17 protein-coding genes are annotated in these 19,652 nt (G+C 55.3%); 6 read left to right on the plus strand and 11 right to left on the minus strand.

Annotated features, from left to right (window positions below; genetic code table 11):
- Nucleotides 1-56: 56 nt before the first annotated feature.
- The 4 genes from ABIE48_RS25905 to ABIE48_RS25920 form a co-directional block, all read right to left on the minus strand.
- On the minus strand, nt 57-1,364 hold the full coding sequence (locus ABIE48_RS25905) for an ABC transporter substrate-binding protein (RefSeq protein WP_192717015.1): 1,308 nt from the start codon (nt 1,362-1,364) through the stop codon (nt 57-59).
- 173 nt (nt 1,365-1,537) lie between these two features.
- Nucleotides 1,538-2,359, minus strand: a complete 822-nt coding sequence (locus ABIE48_RS25910; protein WP_145028812.1) for a carbohydrate ABC transporter permease — start codon at nt 2,357-2,359, stop codon at nt 1,538-1,540.
- A gap of 14 nt (nt 2,360-2,373) precedes the next feature.
- Nucleotides 2,374-3,246, minus strand: coding sequence for a carbohydrate ABC transporter permease (locus ABIE48_RS25915; protein ID WP_192717016.1), 873 nt, complete (start codon nt 3,244-3,246; stop codon nt 2,374-2,376).
- 22 nt (nt 3,247-3,268) lie between these two features.
- On the minus strand, nt 3,269-4,291 hold the full coding sequence (locus tag ABIE48_RS25920; RefSeq protein ID WP_192717017.1) for a LacI family DNA-binding transcriptional regulator: 1,023 nt from the start codon (nt 4,289-4,291) through the stop codon (nt 3,269-3,271).
- 637 nt (nt 4,292-4,928) lie between these two features.
- Here ABIE48_RS25920 and ABIE48_RS25925 point away from each other — a divergent pair.
- Nucleotides 4,929-5,363, plus strand: a complete 435-nt coding sequence (locus ABIE48_RS25925; RefSeq protein ID WP_145028808.1) for a ferritin family protein — start codon at nt 4,929-4,931, stop codon at nt 5,361-5,363.
- A 36-nt stretch (nt 5,364-5,399) separates the two neighbouring features.
- Here ABIE48_RS25925 and ABIE48_RS25930 read toward each other — a convergent pair whose 3' ends face one another.
- Entirely contained in the window at nt 5,400-6,122 is a 723-nt protein-coding gene (locus ABIE48_RS25930) for an SDR family oxidoreductase (protein ID WP_145164161.1), read from the minus strand.
- Nucleotides 6,122-6,499, minus strand: coding sequence for a MerR family transcriptional regulator (locus ABIE48_RS25935; protein ID WP_354519913.1), 378 nt, complete (start codon nt 6,497-6,499; stop codon nt 6,122-6,124). The genes ABIE48_RS25930 and ABIE48_RS25935 overlap by 1 nt, the downstream gene beginning before the upstream one ends.
- Before the next feature lie 270 nt (nt 6,500-6,769).
- On the opposite strand from ABIE48_RS25935, the gene ABIE48_RS25940 reads away from it, so the two are divergent.
- Nucleotides 6,770-7,702 (plus strand): copper amine oxidase N-terminal domain-containing protein, encoded by a 933-nt coding sequence (locus tag ABIE48_RS25940; protein WP_354519915.1) that lies wholly within the window; start codon nt 6,770-6,772, stop codon nt 7,700-7,702.
- Nucleotides 7,703-7,800: 98 nt separating this feature from the next.
- Nucleotides 7,801-8,349, plus strand: a complete 549-nt coding sequence (locus ABIE48_RS25945; RefSeq protein ID WP_192717019.1) for an AAA family ATPase — start codon at nt 7,801-7,803, stop codon at nt 8,347-8,349.
- Between the two features lie 52 nt (nt 8,350-8,401).
- Here the strand turns inward: ABIE48_RS25945 and ABIE48_RS25950 are convergent, their stop codons facing one another.
- The 3 genes from ABIE48_RS25950 to ABIE48_RS25960 all read right to left on the minus strand — a co-directional run bounded on the left by ABIE48_RS25950 (nt 8,402) and on the right by ABIE48_RS25960 (nt 11,840).
- Nucleotides 8,402-8,770 carry a sensory rhodopsin transducer gene (locus ABIE48_RS25950; RefSeq protein ID WP_145028800.1) on the minus strand — a complete coding sequence of 123 codons (369 nt, stop codon included), beginning with the start codon at nt 8,768-8,770 and terminating at the stop codon, nt 8,402-8,404.
- 321 nt (nt 8,771-9,091) lie between these two features.
- Nucleotides 9,092-10,525 (minus strand): amidohydrolase, encoded by a 1,434-nt coding sequence (locus ABIE48_RS25955; protein WP_145028798.1) that lies wholly within the window; start codon nt 10,523-10,525, stop codon nt 9,092-9,094.
- A gap of 61 nt (nt 10,526-10,586) precedes the next feature.
- Nucleotides 10,587-11,840 (minus strand): MFS transporter, encoded by a 1,254-nt coding sequence (locus tag ABIE48_RS25960; RefSeq protein ID WP_145028796.1) that lies wholly within the window; start codon nt 11,838-11,840, stop codon nt 10,587-10,589.
- Between the two features lie 198 nt (nt 11,841-12,038).
- Between ABIE48_RS25960 and ABIE48_RS25965 the strand changes: the two genes are divergently transcribed.
- Nucleotides 12,039-14,135, plus strand: a complete 2,097-nt coding sequence (locus ABIE48_RS25965) for a helix-turn-helix domain-containing protein (RefSeq protein ID WP_192717020.1) — start codon at nt 12,039-12,041, stop codon at nt 14,133-14,135.
- A 24-nt stretch (nt 14,136-14,159) separates the two neighbouring features.
- On the opposite strand, the gene ABIE48_RS25970 is transcribed toward ABIE48_RS25965, so the two are convergent.
- Both ABIE48_RS25970 and ABIE48_RS25975 read right to left on the minus strand, forming a co-directional pair.
- On the minus strand, nt 14,160-15,320 hold the full coding sequence (locus ABIE48_RS25970; protein WP_145028792.1) for an MFS transporter: 1,161 nt from the start codon (nt 15,318-15,320) through the stop codon (nt 14,160-14,162).
- A gap of 122 nt (nt 15,321-15,442) precedes the next feature.
- Complete coding sequence (locus ABIE48_RS25975) at nt 15,443-15,994, minus strand: PadR family transcriptional regulator (protein ID WP_192717021.1); 552 nt, start codon at nt 15,992-15,994, stop codon at nt 15,443-15,445.
- 316 nt (nt 15,995-16,310) lie between these two features.
- On the opposite strand from ABIE48_RS25975, the gene ABIE48_RS25980 reads away from it, so the two are divergent.
- Entirely contained in the window at nt 16,311-18,059 is a 1,749-nt protein-coding gene (locus ABIE48_RS25980; protein ID WP_192717022.1) for a cache domain-containing sensor histidine kinase, read from the plus strand.
- Between the two features lies 1 nt (nt 18,060).
- Nucleotides 18,061-19,626, plus strand: coding sequence for a response regulator (locus tag ABIE48_RS25985; protein ID WP_192717023.1), 1,566 nt, complete (start codon nt 18,061-18,063; stop codon nt 19,624-19,626).
- Nucleotides 19,627-19,652 lie beyond the last annotated feature (26 nt).

Raw genomic sequence — 19,652 nt, forward strand, 5'->3', positions numbered from 1 at the left:
TCATCCGAACAGCAGCCGCGTCTATTTATCTGTCGTTTCTGCCCCTGACCGGGCAATCAGTCCACATTCAGCTCAGGGAAAGCGTTCTTCACTTCTTTTTTGAAATCGGTCACGACATCGTCGTAGCTGCGGTTGTTGGTGACGCCGTCGCCTGCGACTTTTCTCCACTTGCTCATGATGTCTTCGCCGTATTTATCCGCCTTCGTTGCCGGAATCTTCACGACGGTTTCGTAATAAGGCTTGAGGACATTTTCGTCGCCGAACAACGGAGATTTGTACGTATCCAGGTTGGCTTCGTACACTTTGCCGTTGCCCGGCATGTTGCCCGTTTTCTCCAGGTTGTGCTGCTGCCATTCCTCGCCAGCGATGTATTTGATGAACTCATACGCCAGATCCTTGTTCTTGGACTTCTCGTAGATGCCGCGGTACGTTCCGCCCGAGTAGAAGCCTTCCGGCGTTTTGGCTACGCCGTACTTGCCTTTGGCCTTGTCGTCCTTGTTGTCGACCATAAACCCGGCCCATGCCGGCATCGAAGTCAGCACGACGCTTCCGTCGTTGAGCGCGTTACCCCAGCCCGCCGACATGAATGGGAGCTTGGCGTCCACGTTGTTCTTGCGGATATCCAGCTGCGTCTGATAGACCGTCTGCCATTTCGGATCGATGTTCAGCTTGCCGTCCTTCACCCAAGGCTGGGTGTTGTAGGCTTCAATGTCGAACAGGTCGCCGGCGTTTTGGATCAGATGCACTTTGCCGCCGCTGTCCGCTGCCACCTTTTTGCCGAGCTCAACGATTTTGTCCCACGAGCTGACCATATCGCTGACTTTGTCGGGATCATCCGTGCCGAGGTACTTCTTGGCCGTATCGCGCAGATACCAGAAGCCGCCCGGAGAAGAGTGGTCGGAAATCGCCCGCAGCTTGCCGTCCTGGGAGCGTCCCAGCTCCTGAACATAAGGGATGTAATCTTTCACCAGATCCTCGGCGCCCATCGCCGACAGGTCCGTCAAAAACTTCGAATCGATGAATTTGCCGATATACCCGCGCTCCAGGTCGAAAATATCAGGAACGTCGCGGCCGGACTGCAGCGCGGTCAGCAGCTTCGTCTGGTATTGGTCGCCCGGGAACATTTTGACGTCTACGGTGACGCCGGGATTTTTCGCCTGAAACTGGTCGGCCATATCCTTCACCTGGTCAAAGAACGTCCAGATGACCAAGTGGCCCTTGAGCTCGCCGGATTCAGCGGCTTTGCCCGAGTCGTCTCCGCTTGCCGTACTGCCGCTGTCCGAAGCCTTGCTTCCGCATCCGGCCAGCATGCTGCCGACCAGCAGGACGGACAGCACCATCATCAGCCATTTCTTCGTTTTCAAAACCGATCTCCCCTTTGGTCGTGATTGAAGTACATGCGTGACATTTGTCCGCAGCTTGTAGAACGCTTTCATTTGACTGTGTTATCGTGGCGGTCGCTGCGCCGTTTCCCGGTCATCACCTCTTTCCCTGGAATCTGAGAGTCAAGCTGGCGCGGATAGCCTGCTTCGACCGGTCAGCCTTTGACCGCTCCCGCCGCCACGCCGTCGATAATCCGTTTGGACATAAACGAGAAGAAGACGAGGATCGGCACGACCGCAATCACGATACCTACATACTGCGCGCCAAAGTCTGATGTAAACTGGGACTTCAAGCTCGCGATCATGACCGGCAGCGTCTGCAGGTTGTTGTCGAAGAGGACGATCATCGGCGTGAGAAAATCGTTCCATTTGCCGATAAAAGCGAAGATCCCCAGCGTCGCAAGCCCCGGACTCATAATCGGCAGCACGATCCGGTTAAAAATCTGCCATTCGCCGTACCCGTCCATCCGGCCCGATTCAATGATTTCCGTCGGCACCGAGGAATCCGCGAACTGCCTCATCAGGAAAATCCCGAAGGCGTTGTGGATCGAAGGCAAAATGAGCGGCCAATACGTGTTCAGCATGTTCAGCGAATCCATCAGCTTGAAGAAACCGATGATGCCAAGCTGGCCCGGAATCATCATCGTGCCGAGTACAAACAGGAACAGTACGTTTTTGTACTTAAAGTTGTATTTCGAGAAGCCGTACCCGGCCAGTGCCGCAAAGTACACGTTAATGATCGTCGACGTGACGGTGATCAGGACGGTGTTCCCGAAGCCCCGCCAAATGTTGACCGTGTCCTTCAGCCTCGCATAGTTGTCGAGGAACTGGTCTCCCGGAATAAGCAGCAGCTTGCGCGCGATATCCGAGTTGGCATGGGTGGACGTAATGATCATGCTGTAAAAGGGCAGCAGGCATGTCGCCGCCACGGCGATGAGAAAGAGGTACAGAATGCCTCGGGTAAGTATTTTAGCCATGAAGGTGGACCTCCTTAATCCTTCAGCTTCGACGCTTTGGCCGTAATGGCCGTAAAGAACATGACCACAATGAATATTCCGTAGGCGACCGCCGCCCCGTAGCTGTAATCAAAGTTTTTGAAAGCCGTTTCATATAAATACATGACCATCGTTCTGGAGGAGTTGCCCGGCCCGTCTCCCAGCATGAGCGGCGCATCGAACAGCTGCAGGCCGCCGATGACCGACGTAATGAACACGAACAGGAATACCGGACGCAGCAGCGGCAGCGTAATGTGCATCGCCGTCTGCTTTTTGGTCGCCCCATCCACTTCCGCGGCTTCATACACTTCTCTTGGAATGCCCTGAAGTCCGGCGATAAAGACGATCATGTTAAACCCGAAGTACTGCCAGCAGATGACCCCCGATGCGATAATTCTGGACCACCATGGGCTGTTAAACCAGTTGACCGGATCGTGGATGATCCCCAGGCTCATGAGCAGCTTGTTGATCGTCCCGGTCTGCCAGTCGAACATGAGGGAGAAGATGACCCCCAGCGTGACCGGCGTAATGATGTGAGGAAAGAAATAGACCGCCCGGAAGAAATGCTTGCCCCGGATAAAGCGCTCGTTCAGCACCAGCGCGAGCAGCACCGATAAGATGAGCTGGGGAACGTTGGATAGAATCCAGATAATCAGCGTGTTACCTATCGTTTGATAAAAGAAGCTGTCGTGCAGCAGCCGCGAATAATTCGCCAGCCCCACATAGACGGGATCCGAAAATCCGTCCCATTTCATGAAGCTGAGGTAGAGCGTGTACAGAATCGGCATCAGTCCGAATACGGCAAAGCCGATGAAGAAAGGCGCCACAAAGATGTAACCGTAAAATGACCTGTTGATCTTGGAGCCCATCGTATTCACCCCTTTTTACACTTTACTTGGTTCCGCAAGAGTCCCGGACGATGAGCTTCGGCTTCAGCAGATGGATCGCTTCCTCACTCTTGTCCTGGACGCCTTCGATTTGCTGAAACAATCCTTCCGCCGCTTTTCGGCCGATGGCTTCAAAGGGCTGGCGCACCGTCGTCAGCGACGGGTACACCCATTCCGAGATCGAAATGTCGTCATACCCGACGACCGACATCTGCTTGGGCACGTTCAGCCCGTGCTCCTGGATCGCCCGCAGCGCCCCGGTTGCCGCTTCGTCGTTGGAACCGATAACGGCCGAGAAGCCTTTGCGCTCCAGCAGCTGCTGCATGGCCTGATATCCGCCTTGGCTGCTCCAGTCCGACTCCACTACCCATTCCGGACGGTAGGTTAACCCAAGCGTTTCCATCGCCTGCAAATATCCGTTAAAACGGTGCTGGTTCGCTGCGGCATGCTGCGGTCCGGAAATGTATGCGATCTCCTGGTGGCCCAGGCTGTGCAAGTATCCGACGATATCGTAGACCCCCGCCGCATTGTCCACGTCGACCGCGAAGATGCCGTCCTTGCCGCCGTGATCCCCGATCAGCGCGATCGGATACTGCGAATCCCTGATTCTCTCCAGGTCTTCGTCTTTGCGCTTTTGGAAGCTCACCAGGATAACTCCGTCGACCTGCCCTTCGTACAGAAGGTTGAGAAAGGATATTTCTTCGGCATAGTTGGAAGTCCAGCTCAAGAAGGTGCAATTGTATCCCTTCAGATTGGCTACTCCCTCAATGCCCCGGATGATACCGGAATAGAAAATATTCGAAATGTTGTCGACGACGACCGCGATGCTGTTCGTCCGGTCAAGCACCAGCCTGCGGGCGTTGGCGTTGCGGTGGAAATTCAGCTCCTTGATGGCTTTATCCAGCGCTTCCTGCGTTGCTTTTTTAACCTGCTGCCCGTTCAGGTAACGGGACACGGTGCTTTTGCTTGTTCCTGCCAATCTGGCGACATCGTGAATGGTTGGACCCACTGTTATCACTCTCTCCATGTATCGTTTCCCATGTTTCGGCCCCTTCACTTGCCTATCCCGCTGATGCGGAATCGATGGCAAGATACAGCACGAATACCATTTTTGGGAACGTTCCCATTTTACCAGACAGCCTAGGTCCGAGAAAAGGACTTGTTTGGCGGGAGCTGCCATTTCTTTACCGGGAGAATTCACGGCACAAGCGGTTGGTTGTCTGTCCCCCGACTTAGAGCTATCCAATCAGCCTCTTATGAGGTTCCCGTCTTGAAAAAGGTTCCGTCACGGTCCTCCAATCATCCGCCGCCAGCTTCATTTTGGGAACGTTCCCAAAATGAAGGAAATGCCTCTCCCAGCTTTGCTTCATCAGAGTTCATGTGTACGGGAAAGGATCTCACAGGAAGCCGAATAACCGGATCAAAACCGATGAAAATTTTGGGAACGTTCCCGTTTTGGTGCAACAACTTGATTAAGATGGGTCTATAATAGCGCTTCCAGGATGGGGTGTCAACGGGTATTTCAAAAATAAAAAATAACCATTTTATGGATAGCGGCTTATCTTTCTCCCTCCCCACGATTTTTTCCTAAATGAATGACATTTGCCCAAGAAGCTGAATAGGGTGAAGAAAAGCCTATATTTGCGAAGGGAGATACACCAAGGATGTATTACTATACGTGGGACTATCGGGCCCCGGCCTCATCCATCGCCGATCTCGAGAAAGCCATTAATGGCGAATACTCCGCCATCGCCTGCTATGAACGGCTTGCGGGTGCGGCGCCAAGCGAAGAAGAACGCACACAGATCATGGAGATCCGTAAAGACGAAATCAGACACTATCAAACGTTTGCCGGGCTGTACACGTCCATGACAGGAAGACAGCCGGCACCTGTCATCAATGAGCCCTGCCCCTCCGTCTACCGGGATGGCCTCCACTTTGCCTTCAAGGACGAACAGAACACGGTGGACTTCTACCATGAAGCCGCCGACCGGGCATCCGATCCGGCCGTGAAGCAGGCCTTCCTTAGGGCAGCCGCCGATGAGCAGAACCATGCCGTTTGGTTTCTGTACTTTCTTACAAAGCAGGCCAGGGAATAACCCCTGGCTATTAATTTTTGGGAAACTGTCTTCCGTTCACCAGGCAATAGCCCGCCGTTCCCGGAAATATCCACCGCTGGGGCCGTCCTCTCCCGCAGTGGCCAGCCACACGGCCGTATCGGCCCCCTCCGCCACCGAGTGCGGAGCGTCCGACCCGCCCATATCGGTCCGCACTCTGCCGGGGCAGACTGCATTCGTTTGAATGCAGTCTGCCGCGGTTTCCTGGTCCACCAGCACCGTCAGCGCATTCAGCATGGTTTTGGAAATCCGGTAAGCGGAGGAAGAACCCTTAAGCCCGAGGAGACCCTGCATCACCTCAAAGGAACCGAGACCGGACGACATGTTGACGATCCGCCCGTACCCTTGCTCCTTCATCAGCGGCACCACCGCCTGGATCATGCGCAGCGCGCCGAAGAAGTTGGTCTCCAGCGTTTCTTTCATCACATCCTCCCCCACTTCCAGGATGGATACGCCCCGATCCAGAATGATGCCCGCGTTGTTAACGAGGACGTCCAGCCTGCCGTGCCCCTGCCGGATTCGATCCATCATCGCATCAATGCTTCCCGGATCTTGCAGATCCACTGCCTGGACCTCCAGCTCTAGCCCTTCCGAGCGCAGTTCGGATACGGCTTGCCATCCCTTCTCTTCGCTCCTGCAGCCGATGATCACATGCAGCCCTTTGTGCGCCAACTGTCTGGCGATTTCTTTGCCGATACCGCGATTCCCGCCAGTAACCAGCGCTACCCGCTTGCTGCCCATCAGTGATCGCCTCCTTCCTTCAGTTGAAGTCTCCAAGCGGTTAGGCATTCCCGCAAATGGTCTTCCGCTTTTCGAAGCGTGTCGATCCGCTCCCCAATCTCCGCCAGCTTGGCTTCCCCCACCCGGATTGCTCCGGGCAAGCATTCCCGCCGAACCTCCTCCGATCCGGCGCACGGATAGGCATCGCTGATTTCTTTGGCGCTTAGTCCAAGGCTGAAGTACAGCTGGATGATCCGGACGCGCTCAACATCGGACAAGCTGTACTCCCGGTATCCGTTATCCAGCCGGACGGGATGAAGCAGCTCCTTCTCCTCGTAATACCGCAGTGAGCGCAGGCTTACGCCCGTCGCGCGGGACAGCTCGCTGATATGCATCATCGTCACTCCTTTCATCTGCCTTGCAGCCATCTGTTAAAGCAAGTGTAAACCCTCACATCATGTGAAGGTCAAGCGATGTTTTGCGGGTAGATTTATCATTCACTCCGATCGATGGGCTGTCCGGTAAATTTCCTGGTAAGTGCACTGGAAAACGGGGCTGGTCAAGGCCATGACCTCTGTCTGTGTGAGGGGCTGGTTAAGATGAAATGAAGTCATACCTTATCGTTTTTTTGACGTCTATATATAGGAATATCTAAACAGGAGGGACGAATGATGAAGAAAATTACCATGGCCTCGATTTCATTTCTCTGTGCAGCAGCTTTCATGCTGCCGGATCACAGCATCGGTACAGCAGCAGCCAGAACCCATAGTGGAACTCATGTCATCATCAATAATCAAGATCTGGCATCAAAAGATGTCCTTATAAAAAACAACCAAATATTTATTAGCTTCACTGAAGCTAAAGCGTTAGATAATCTAACCTTCCAATGGAATCATGCTGCAAAACAAGTGACCGCAAAAGGCAAGGATACCCGTCTATTGCTCACCATCAACAAAACAACCGCCCTGAAAAACGGAAAAGCTGTGAAGTTGAACACGGCTCCGTTTATCTATGATGGAAAAACGATGATCCCCCTGCGATTTGTCACTGAAACCATGGGCGGCTCTGTTACCTGGAATCCATCCACTCAGACAGCATACATCGCAAAGGCAAGCTCATATTTGACCAGCGATCTCATGAGTGATGAGTTAAGCGTTGCAAGGAATGCAGCGATCAATCTTCCAAGAGTGTCACTGCTGCCTAAAATAAATACTCCCACTTACGAGACTTCAAGTATCCAGTATTATTTTCCCAAAAAAGTGCACGATCAATTTTTCGAAACAAACAACAATGCCATCAGTTATTTTGAAATTTCTGGTCATACCGCTTATTTGAAATGGCAAGGTCTAGTCACCAATACAGCAAGTACTCAAAAGCGGCTGTATTTTATTTACGGAACGATAACCAACGAAATTGGAACACGGCCTTCAGTTAAAGACTCCACATTCGCCGCCTTCCGTTGGATGCCGCATATCGGATCGATCGGCTATAGCTTGATTCATAAGGACAATTGGAACGATGTTGTGTTCAAGGAAACGGAAGTGGACCCAAATAACGCAAAACCAAACTATATTATTGTTCAGATTCCTGAAGAAGAATAGAAACTGGCCTAGTTACCCGGTGGATCGAAATGTTGGACTGATCAGGCAGGATCTCCCTTCCGGAGAATCGAATTTATCGTTAACGGGAGGCGAGGAACATGGCAGTTTATAGACCGGACAGTGCGAAGACACCGGACAAAATTCGCATTATCGGCTCGGTCGGCAGCGGCAAATCGACTTTGGCAAGAGCGTTGTCCGACCAATTGGGCATCCCTTATTATGAATTGGATAATATGGTGTGGAGGCGCACGGACCATGGAGACGTAAAGAACAGCTTCGAGGAAAGAGACCGCATCCTGAACGGCATTCTCGAGCAGGACCGGTGGATTATCGAGGGCGTCCATTATCAGTGGGTGCAGCGGAGCTTCGCGGATGCGGACCTGATCGTTTACGTCGATACGCCAATCTGGGTCCGCAATTACCGCATACTGAAGCGTTTTACCGTGCAAAAGCTGGGGCTTACGCAAGGGAACTACAAGCAGACGTTCAGCATGCTCCGCAAAATGTACCAGTGGAACTACCGGCACTCGAAAAAGGAAAAGCCGGAAATTATGCAGATTGTAGAGCCATACCGCGGAAAGCTGCGGATGATCCGCAATTCGTCTGTACGGCAAGCTTTAATGCCGCCCGAAAAGGCCCGGCCCTAAAGGGATTGAGGTACCCTAGAGGGCCTGAGGGGCCAAAAAAAACTGAAGCTCGTTACTCCTTCACCGGATAGGCCATGACGCTCATCAGCGCGTTCTCGGCCTGCGTAGAATCCAGCCGGCTGTACTGCACAAAAATCGGCGCGCTGCCGGTGACCTCCATGGCATAAGGAACCCCTTTCGGTATGTACTTCCCTTCCACATTCAAATGGGCCGTGCGGATATGATGCGTCCGCTGCCCCCCCACAGTCGCCGTCATGCCCAGAATCGGTTCCCGGTCTTCGAAAAAAGCGTTGACCGTCACCGTCACTTCTTCTCCACTTAAGTTCAGCACGCAAATCGATTCGTGGCTTTCCAGCTGGCCGCTGCTCGTCGGTGGAATGTACCCGTCGGGAATAATCCACTGTAACTGACCTTTGGACATTCGAATCCCTCTTTTCGAAAAAAGTTTTGCCGTGCCTCCTTAGCTAGGCCCATAAGACGGAGACGCGGCTTTTTTCCATTATAAACCTCTCAGGGAAGCGATTACATCCAATATTCCTTTCTTTTTGGTTAAAAAACAGGGCGGCGGTTTGGCGTTACCCCTTTCCATCTCCTCCAATCCCTCCATTTTAGAGGTTTACACATCATATAAACGATTCCCTAGTTGTGACTACACATAAAATACTTCGGTGCTCCGGATTACAGGAGCACCGAAGTTTGGTGCAGGGAGTTTGGGTTTGGAGTTTATAGTTTGGAATTTCAATCAAATCCGAGGTACGGCGACCTGAAGCCCGGCCGGCACCGGCGGCTTCACCTCATCAGGGATCCCTGCCTTGAAGGCAAACCCTTGTGTCTGCTCTGCAAACTCGCCTTTGGCCCGGTCCAAAATGCCGCCCGTATTCAGAAGAAGATCATAAGCGGATAAAGCCATAATCTTCGCCGCATAGTGCATTCCTTTCATGCCGATGGACGAGCCGAAAGCTGCGGTGGCCTGCCAGGTATGTACCTGTACGCCCAGCGGCGAGCAGGTCGTCATAATTTGCCCCATTGGAGTGATCCAGGACACATCACCGATGTCTGACGACCCGCCTACGCTGACGCCGAAGGCCTGCTTCAGGTTCAGGAAGCCTGTCGGTAGGACGGTTCCTTCCGGCATCAGTGAAGCCTCCATGCTCTTTGCACTGAGAACATCCGAGTGGATACTGCTGAGCAGCCGCCGTGCAAAATCCTCCTCCTCGGGCGTAAACTCGAGCGGACCAGTGAACTCGGCCTGGGCATGCATCAGGTCATTTAGCGCCGCATTCGGCAGCGTATCGTAGCATCCGGCCGTGATTTTCCAGGTAACGCTTGTTTCGCTCATCATTGCCGCGCCTTGAGCAATCTTCAACAGCCGCTCGAACAGGTGATCCACCGCTTTGCGGTCCTTACTGCGCAGGAAGTAATAGACGCTCGCCCGATCCGGAACGATATTCGGCGCCTGTCCGCCATTCGTGATTTGGTACTGAATTCGGCTGCCGTCAGGCACATGCTCGCGCAAGTAATTGGCACCGACGTTCATCAGCTCTACCGCGTCCAAAGCGCTGCGGCCCAGATGCGGGGCCGCTCCGGCATGGGCCGTGCGGCCGGAGAAGAAGAATTCCACGCCGGTCAGCGCCTGCATGCTGTGGTTGGCGGTCATATTGACGCTGCCCGGATGCCAGGTGAGCACACAGTCTAGATCGTCGAAGACGCCTTCGCGCGCCATGAACGTCTTGCCGGAGAGCAACTCTTCTGCCGGGCAGCCATAATAACGGATCGTTCCAGGTATCCCCTCGCTCTCCATCAGCCTCTTTAAGGCTAGAACCGCCTCGACGCCTGCGGTGCCGAGCAGATTGTGCCCGCAGCCATGTCCTGGACCGCCCGCCACAACCGGGTCATATACCGGGCTCACCTGCTGCGACAAGCCGGGCAGCGCGTCAAATTCGCCGAGAATGCCGATGATCGGGCTACCTTTACCGAATTCGGCGATAAAAGCGGAGGGAACCTCCCCGATACTGGTTAGAATCCGGAATCCTTCCTTCCCCAGCAGCTCCTGCTGCAAGGAAGAGGCAAAAGATTCGGTATAGCCGACTTCCGGGCGATCCCAGATGTCCTTGGCCATGCGGGCGAACCGCTCGGCATCGGCACTCAGCATTTGTAGCAATACGGATTTACTCATCTCAAAATCACTCCCACTCTTCTCGTTTAGATTTCACGTTCTTGAAACGGTTATTACAGATTCACACAGGTTCCGCAGGGACAGCCGCTGCCGGTGGGTCGATCAACGTTTCCTTCGGCTGGTTCAGTTTCGGAATGGTAAGCGAGACCACGGCAGCCATCAGGCAGGATCCGGTCAAGAACAGAAATGCCGAGTTGAACGAACCGCCGCTCGCAGAGATCAAGAGCCCCATGATGGTCGGAGAGACGATTCCCGCCGCCTGTCCGCCGAAATTGAGCATACCGAAGGACGAGGCCACCACCCGCTGCTTCATCAGTCTATGCGGCAGCGTAAACACAAAAGACAGCGTGAACGAGCCGAACATCGTCGCCAGGCTCATCAAAGTCATCACCTGCAATAGGCTGACCGCCTGGGTAATCAAAAACAAGGAGATGGCATAACACGCTAGGCAGCAGGTTACGGCGTATTTGGCTTTTGCACCGATTCGGTCGAGAATCCGCCCGCTTACGAGCATGCCCAGCACGCCGATCAGTCCGGGAATGACGCTGATCAGTCCGGCCGACTTCAAGTCAATCCCCTGCGCTTCCATCAGGTAGGTCGGCATCCACGAGGATAAGCCCCAGCTGGCAATATTGGCGAAAAAGAACAGCAGCATCACTTTCCAGAGGGTGGTGTTGCGAAGCAGCTCCTTGTACACGCCCTTGTCCGCTTTAGAGGCGGTAGGAGCGTCCTGGGTAACGGCAGCCCGGCGGGTTATCAGCAGAAACCAGGCCACGATGATGACGCCGAGGAACGAGATGGCGAGGAACGTATGGCGCCATCCGAGCCATAGGAGAAACGGAGTGCACACGATGGGGGCTATGGCGCCGCCCAGCGCGTTGGACGACATCATCGTCGCCTGGGCTTTCGTCCGCTTCGCTCTGGCAAAATAATCGGAGACGGCCTTCGTGCTCGCGGCAGGATACGCGCCCTCCCCGATGCCGAACAGAAAGCGGATGAGCAGAAGCGAGGTCAGGGACCAGGCGGCGCCGGTCAGCCCGGTGAAGACGGACCACATCAGCACCGCGAACACGATGACTTTTCGGGAGCCGAACCTGTCCCCAAGCCAGCCGCCGGGAATTTGCATCAGCGCATAGCCGACGAAGAAGCTGCTGAGCACCACCCCGAGCGCCGAGGCTTCCAGCTTCATGTCCAAGCCAATCTGACTCAGGGCGAGGCTGACGACGGTCCGGTCAATGTAGGAAACGATCCAGGCGGCATACAAGGCGGCCAATATCCAACGACTGCGCGCTTCTCTCGATAATGATTCCTTCACCTATATCACGCTCCCATTCATTGTGTTAAGAATACTAACATTTTATAATGGGAGGTAACGAAAATCATTGGGGATACCCCCAATCTTCCTGGCATTTCATTGGACTTTTATCTATTCAGATCCTGCCGCTGTCGATATCGATGAAGAATCTGACGAATTTGCGTTATGTAATATAACATTAAAATGGGAGGTATTAATTTGAAGCTGCTCAGCCTTGATCCTTATATGAAGCTCGTATTCGGAGATGCCTGTTACGGAATTTGGATGTTTGAGGAGAAAAACGAGCAGTTATTCCGCTGGAAAGGGACGGAAGACGCCGAGCAGCTGCTGGAGCGGTACACCTCATCCTATGGCTTGCCGGAGCGGCCGAGCCCCGGACATATCGAGCATTACTCGGCTTCGCTGAACGGAAGACAGGTTCAATCTATGATCTACGCGCCTGGAAGCCTGCTGGAGGGGCAGACTCTCCTTCTGCTCGTCGACTGCCCCAAGCCCCCTTCCCTGCCTGAAAAGGAGAGGATTCTGGCACAGCTGTGGTTGCTGCTGTTGGAGGAAGTCGTCGACAAGCAAAAACAGGACCATGAGCGCTGGCTTGAGGGCCTTCGCGCGCTGACCTCCTCGTTGGATCTTGGCGAGCTGCTGCTAGGAATCATGCAAAACGCTCTGAAGGTGATACCTTCGGCGGACTGCGGGTTCTTTATGATGTTCGATAAGAAAGAAGGGCGGCTGCTGCCGAAGGCGAGCATCGGCATCAAGGACGACATTTACCAATTCCGGATCATGCACAGCGAAGGCATAACGGGCAAGGTCTTCAGCAGCGGCCAAGGCCGGATTTACAATTCCCGGACCGCAATGGATGCGATGGAGGATATTCCCCTGGAGAATATGAACAGCCTGGTCTCGGCGTTCGGAGGCTCGATGGTGAGGGCGAGGGCCGTCATGGCCGTGCCGGTCACAATGAACAAAGACAAAATTGGCGTTATGCTCATCCACCAGCTGAACGAGGGCAAGCGGCCCTTCAGCGAGCAGGACCTGCACCAGCTCCAGGGCTTTGCGGACCAAGCGGCCATCGCCATCGCCAATGCGCGTCTGTATTCGGAGCTCCGTGAAAGTAACCGTTACCTTGTGAAGCGCAGCGAAATCCACCATATCTTTACGAAGCTCTCCGCCCGCCAGGAAAATGTCGAAACCGTCGCGGTCAAAATGGGCGAGATGCTCGGACTCCCCGTCGTCTTTGCCGACGTACTAGTAGGCAGCTTACATCCGCCCCAGCCTGAGGGCCACGAACTCGCTTCGCTGGACATGTACCAGACGTTCGCAACCGGCATAAGTCCGGTGACGGTCCAGGGCCCCTCCTCCGGCGCAGGTTATTATTTGTATCCTGTCGTGAACGGAGACATTCTGCTCGGCACCTTTCTCCTTCCGCTGTACCGGCCGCTGGAGCCGATCGATCACGTTGTACTTGAACAGGGCGGGATGGCTGTCGCGCTGCAGCTGATGACCAAGCATTCGGCCACCGAAATGTACTACAAGCGGAGCCATGAATTTTTCCATGAACTCATTTCGTTCCGAGAACCGGAACGGGTCGAGTCCAAATTAAAGAATTTCGGGCTTCCAAGGGGCGTGCCGTTGTTCGTCAGCGTGCTGCATCTGCTGGGAGAACATGAGGACTTAAAGCAGCGGGACATGCACTTGCGGAGACTGATAGCGTGCCTTGAGAAGGAATTGGCCGGAACGCAAAGGCTGCTGTTCGGCTCGCATGACAAGGTGACGATTATATCAGCGGCCCGTCATCCGAGAAAACGGGAGCAGATCGTATCGAGCATGAAGACGGCGGTCGAGCGATGGTCCCGCTTTACGTCCAAGTCGGTCAGCGGGGGAATCGGCGGGCTGTACGACGGTCTTCAGCAGGTGGCGCGAAGCAACGGCGAAGCGACGGATGCCCTCTCCTTTCTCCTCCGGCGAGGCAAGACCGGTTTGACCCGGTACGAGGAGATCGGGGTCAACCAACTTTTCCTGAATCAAGAGCCTGCCAAGATCGAAAACTACATCCACGGCATACTGTCCCCGCTCCGGTCTGGCCAGGTGCAGCAGGGCGAAGAATTGGAGCGGACACTGAAAGCCTACCTGGCCATGAACCGTTCGCCTTCTGCCACGGCGGAGCGGCTGCACATCCATATCAATACGCTGTACCACCGACTACGAAAAATCGAGGAACTGCTGGGCGTGGACATGAACGATTCCGACGATTGGCTCAAAGTCTGCCTGGCCTGCCATCTCAGCGAGACCTATTAGCGGCGCTCTGCTAAGCCAGTCGCTTCACTCTACGGCCGCCTGCTCCACCTGCCGCTTCGCCAGCGGCTTGCGGACGAACGCCAGAAAGATCAGCGCCGATACGGCGACGGACCCTGCGCAGACGCCGAACAGCGTATTGTACCCCGTATACTGCGATACCCAGCCCAGCAGGATGGAACCCAGGCCGATGCCGAGATCAAAGGCGGTCATGTACGAAGCGCTGGCCGCTCCCCGCCGCTCCGGATCGGCAAGCCGCAGGTTCACCGCCTGCATGGCCGGCTGAGCCGAGCCGAAGCCGATGCCGTACAGCACGGCGGCGGTGATGACGCCGGCAAGCCCGCCGGCGAAGGCAAGGACGAGCAGCCCCGCCGCCGTAACGGCCAGCGCCGGCACGATCACGTAAGCTTCGCCGAGCCGGTCGGCCAGCTTGCCGGCCACCGGCCGCGCCAGCGTCAGCGCCAGGGCGTAGACGAGAAAGAAGGTGCCGGCGTTCACCCGGACCGATTCGGCAAAGAGCGGCAGAAACGTCGTGATCCCGCCGTAAGCCGCCGACAGGAAAAACAGCGACGAGGTGACGGGAAGCACCGATTTTTCGAAAAAGACGATTTTCCGCCGCTCCGCCTTGACCTGAAACGGAATCCGGGTCAGAAAGACCAGAATGAAGGCCGCGGCGGACAAGCCGGTCGCCAGCAGGAACAAATGGTGGAATGAGCCGCTCTGCTGCACCCAGGTCCCGAGCATCGGTCCGACCGCCATGGCGATCGTCATCGCCAGGCCAAACCAGCCCATGCCTTCACCGCGGCGCTGGGCGGGAATGATGTCGGTAACCGACGTGCTCACCGCCGTGGTAGAGAGCGCCCAGCTGGCTCCATGAAGAATCCGCAGTCCGAGAAGAACGGCGATCCCGCCAACCCAGTCATACAGATACATGGATAATACGAAGAAGAGCAATCCCCAAATCATAAAGGGCCTTCGGCCGTAACGGTCGAGCAGCCCGCCGACAATGGGACGAAACAGGACGGCGCTCAGCGTGAACACGCCGGTCACGAGCCCGACTTGAGATTCGTCCCCGCCCATTTCCTTGATAAAGAGCGGCATCGTCGGCAGCAGCAGATAAAACCCGGTGAACAGCACCAGCATGCCGGCCGTGATTTGAATAAAAGACCTCGTCCAGAGCCTTTCCATGGATGAATTCCTCCCTAACCATAAATTAAAGTGGTTTCATGCGCTCCAAATCTTCTGGAATCATAGTGCTGGTTCAATCCCTGTGGCGATATTCCTGATCGTCATCTTTCACGACATTCCCGTCAACCTTCCTCGGCCTGGATCCGCTCGATCTCTGCCGTGATCCAGGCTTCATCCGCCTCCCCCAGCCGTTTGCGGTAATCAAACATCCGGAGCAGCTGGTTCCGCTGCTTGGCGGGTTCCGGCTGCTGCGATTGCAGGTACGCCTCAAACCGGGACACATACTCCCGGCTTCTTCGGATGATCTGCAGGTAATCCTCCAGACAGGCCAGGCGGACCTCCTTGGTCACGTAGCCGAAATACACCATTTTAAACCGGAAAATCAGCGCGGCTTCTGCTTCCGGGTTCGGCTCAAGCGTCTCCTTCATCAGCTCTTCAAAACGCTGCCGGCCGGCATCGGTAATCGCGTATATTTTCCGGGTTCGCCCGCCCTTCGTCTCTTCTTCGATCCCCAGATGAATCCACCCGGCCTCCGTCATCCGTGACAAAAGCGGGTACAGCGTACCGGAACTAATCTTACGGCCAAGCCCCACCGCATTATTCAAGACGTCCTGGAGCATATATCCGTGCTTCTCACCTGTCATCAGCTCGCCCAGAACGAACAATTCGTACACCTCTCTCACCTCCGTTAAATATGTCGTTTCGATATATATTATATGTCGAATCGACATATTTACAAGCCCCTATTTTGAAAAGTTTCCCACCTTTTTTACACAGAAAAAGGCGGTCTCTGCAGAGGACCCCATATTAGGCTTCGGTCTAATAAACATGCAAAATCACGACATCAGGCCATCCCAACACCGATAAACCAGAGGTTTTAGAATCGCCCCCGGGCCTGGTTCTATGCACCTCCCGTCTGTTGACAGCGTTTCCAAAGCGATGACATAATGTTGTACAAAAATCCCGCCTAGGCGGGCGGAGGGAGTAGCCGTGCAGACTTGGAAGAGCCGTTTCAGGCATATGAAAATCAAGAACAAGCTGTCCATCCTGATCGCATTTATCGTTGCCATGACCTTTGCCTTTGCCCTCATTGTGCAGCAGTACGCCTTCTCGGTGTACGACGAGCAGCTGTACGTGAAGTCCTCCCGCGTGCTGTACCTGTCGTCTTCTGCGATCGAAAAAGAGCTCGAACGCCTCGAGCAGCTGTCCTTCAACATCATCACCGACACGCAGATCCAGTCCCAGCTCAAATCCATCGCCCAAAGCGACTCCGATTACGATCGCCTGACCCTGCGCAAGCACATGGTTGACAGGCTCCTCACCTATGTCGGGTCCGAGCCCTCCCTCTACTCGATCCACATGGTCGATGCGGCCGGGGCACAGCAGGATGTAGGCAGCCTGGTTCCCATCCAGGCCGGAAAGCGGGACGTGATCCTCAGGCTGGCGGACAACGCCGAAGGCCAGGCGCGCTGGACCTTCCCCGACGCATCCGATCCGGCCCTGATCCTGGCCCGTCAAGTCCGTTCCTACTCGGGCACCATGTTCGACCTGCAGGATATCGGCACCATTTTCATGCGGATCAACATGGAGCGGATCGTGCACGAGCTTGGCGCGGGGGAAGGCGACCTCATCGTGACCTCCGGGCCGGACGTCATTTATCCTTCGCAGCCGCATTTCGATCCCGCCCTCATCCAGAGCTCCATCACTGCCGAGACCGGATATTTTATCAAGGAGATTCAGGGAAAAACGTACTTTGTCGCCTACAACCGTTCCTCCGCCACCGGGTGGACCTATCTGAACGTGACCCCGTTCAACCAAATTTTCCGGCAGATCGTCCTGATCAAGGAAATCGTTATCGGTGTCTTCATTCTGATATTTGCCTTCGCCATTCTGTGGGGCATCCGCTTCTCCCGGGGGCTGACCCGCCCGATCGAGAATCTGATCGCCCGCATGAAGCTCGCAGAGAAGGGGAACTTCGCCGAAGCGAACATTCTTGCCGGCGACCAGGAGCCGCCCGCGATGGACGAACTCGGCCTGCTGCACCGGACGTTCCGCCTTATGGTGGAGAGGATCAACGATCTGATCACTGAAAATTACGCCAGCCGCCTCCTGATCAAGGAGACCGAGTTCAAGGCGCTGCAGGCGCAGATCAACCCGCATTTTCTGTACAACACGCTGGAGTCCATCAACTGGATGGCCAAAATCAACAAACAGACGCAAATTTCGCAAATGGTGCAGGCGCTAGCGTTTCTGCTCCGCAATTCGGTCAGCCTGAAGGAGCCGATCCTGACGCTGAAGGAGGAGCTGGAAATGGTGCAGCATTACATCACGATCCAGAAATTCCGGTTTGAAGAACGCCTGTCCTTCCACATGGACGTTCCCGAACGGGAGCACTTCCGGAAAATTCCGAAGCTGACGCTCCAGCCCCTGCTCGAAAACGCGATTCATTATGCCCTGGAGCCTTCCGTCGGCACGTGCACCATTTCCTTGACCAGCCGGGAGGAAGCGGACGTGTTTATCCTCATCGTCGAAGACGACGGTCCGGGCATGGCGTCAGATACACTCGAGCTGCTGCGGGAAGGCAGGCTGACCACGGCGGGGAACGGCATCGGCCTGCTTAACATCGACGAGCGAATCCGCTTTGCGTTCGGCGAGAATTACGGACTTTTCATCGACAGCATCCCCGGTCAGGGGACCCGCATTCATATCAGGTTACCGAAAGAAACGGAGGGATCCTAACATGTATAAAGTGCTTTTGGTGGATGACGAACGCATCATATTGGACGGCATTTCGCAAATGGTCGACTGGCAGGCCTTCGGGACAGAGCTGATGGGAACGGCCCAGAACGGATTGCAGGCTTACGACCTGATCGCAGCTGATCCGCCGGACATCGTCATCAGCGACATCCGGATGCCCGGACTCGACGGGCTTGGGCTGGTCGCCCAAACCTATGCCACCCACCCGAACGTCAAATTTGTGCTGCTGTCCGGATTCGGGGAGTTCGAGTACGCCAACCGGGCCATGCAGTACGGGGTCAAGCACTACCTGCTCAAGCCGACCGACGAAACCAAAATCGCCGAGGCGCTGAAGGAAGTGACGGCCGAGCTGGATCAGGAACGCCAGCGGGAAGCTTTTACCCTGGACATGAAGCAGCGCTTTGAAAAGGTCATCCCCCATGTCAAAGAGCAGGTCCTCCGGGAGTTCGTCACCAATAAAACCTACGGGCGGCGCGATCTCGAGGAATACCGCAGCCTGCTTCCCTGCGACTTCGGGCGCCCCGTCCGGCTGCTGCTCTGCCACATTGAGGGCGAAGCCGATTACGAGCACCAATTTGCCGTCAAAAATATCGCCGAGGACCTGCTGCAAACGACGCTGATGAGCACGACGCTGGGCGACCACGCGCTGATCCTCATTTCCGATCCGGAGGATCAGGAGCTGCTACACAGCCGGCTGCAGGACATCCGCCGCACCTTCCGGCTGTATTACAAAATGAACGTGACCGTCGCCGTCAGCGATCCCGGTCCGATCACGTCTGCGCGGAAGCTGTACCGCGAAACGCTGCAGTGTCTGAACTACCGCTTCTATCTGGACGAGAGCGGGATCATTACACGGAAGGACACGTTTGTGCCCGACGGCGGCGTCAGCGAGTTTGCCTTTGACGAAGAGCGCCTGATGCTGCCCGTGCGCTCGGGTGACCGCGAGGAGGCCTCGCTCGCACTGGCCGAGTTCATCGCCGATCTCAAACGGGCCCAGCTCAGCATCGAAATGACGAAGTCGTACGCGATTTCGATGTATGCCGCGCTGGTGCGCCTGGACGGACCGGACCGGATGGCGGAGGCCTACAAACGGATCTCCGAGATCGCCGACATGGGCTCGCTGCAGGCGATTCAGTCGTTCCTGGAGGAGACGGTCCGGGACATGACCGGGCGCAACTACGAACGGAATGCGTTCAAATACAACGCCATCGTGCGGAAGGTGATTGACATCGTAGAGGACCAGATCGGCAACGCCTCCCTGTCGCTGAACCTCGTCGCGCACGAAATGCTGTACATGAACGCCGACTATCTAGGCAAGCTGTTCAAAAAGGAGACCGGCGAGAAGTTCTCCAACTACGTCATGCGCATCCGCATCCAGCGGGCGACCGAGCTGATGGCCGAAAATCCCGATGCCAAAATCTTCGAGATGGCCGAGCAGCTCGGCTTCGGCGACAACCCGCAGTATTTCAGCCAGGTGTTCAAAAAACAGATGGGCTGCACGCCGTCGGAGTATATCCGGAAGCTGACGGGCGGCATCTCTGCTTTTTAAACAAACAGGTCGGTTTTTTTCCTTAC

This window comes from Paenibacillus sp. OAE614 (assembly GCF_040546645.1).
GTDB lineage: Bacteria > Bacillota > Bacilli > Paenibacillales > Paenibacillaceae > Paenibacillus_AQ > Paenibacillus_AQ favisporus.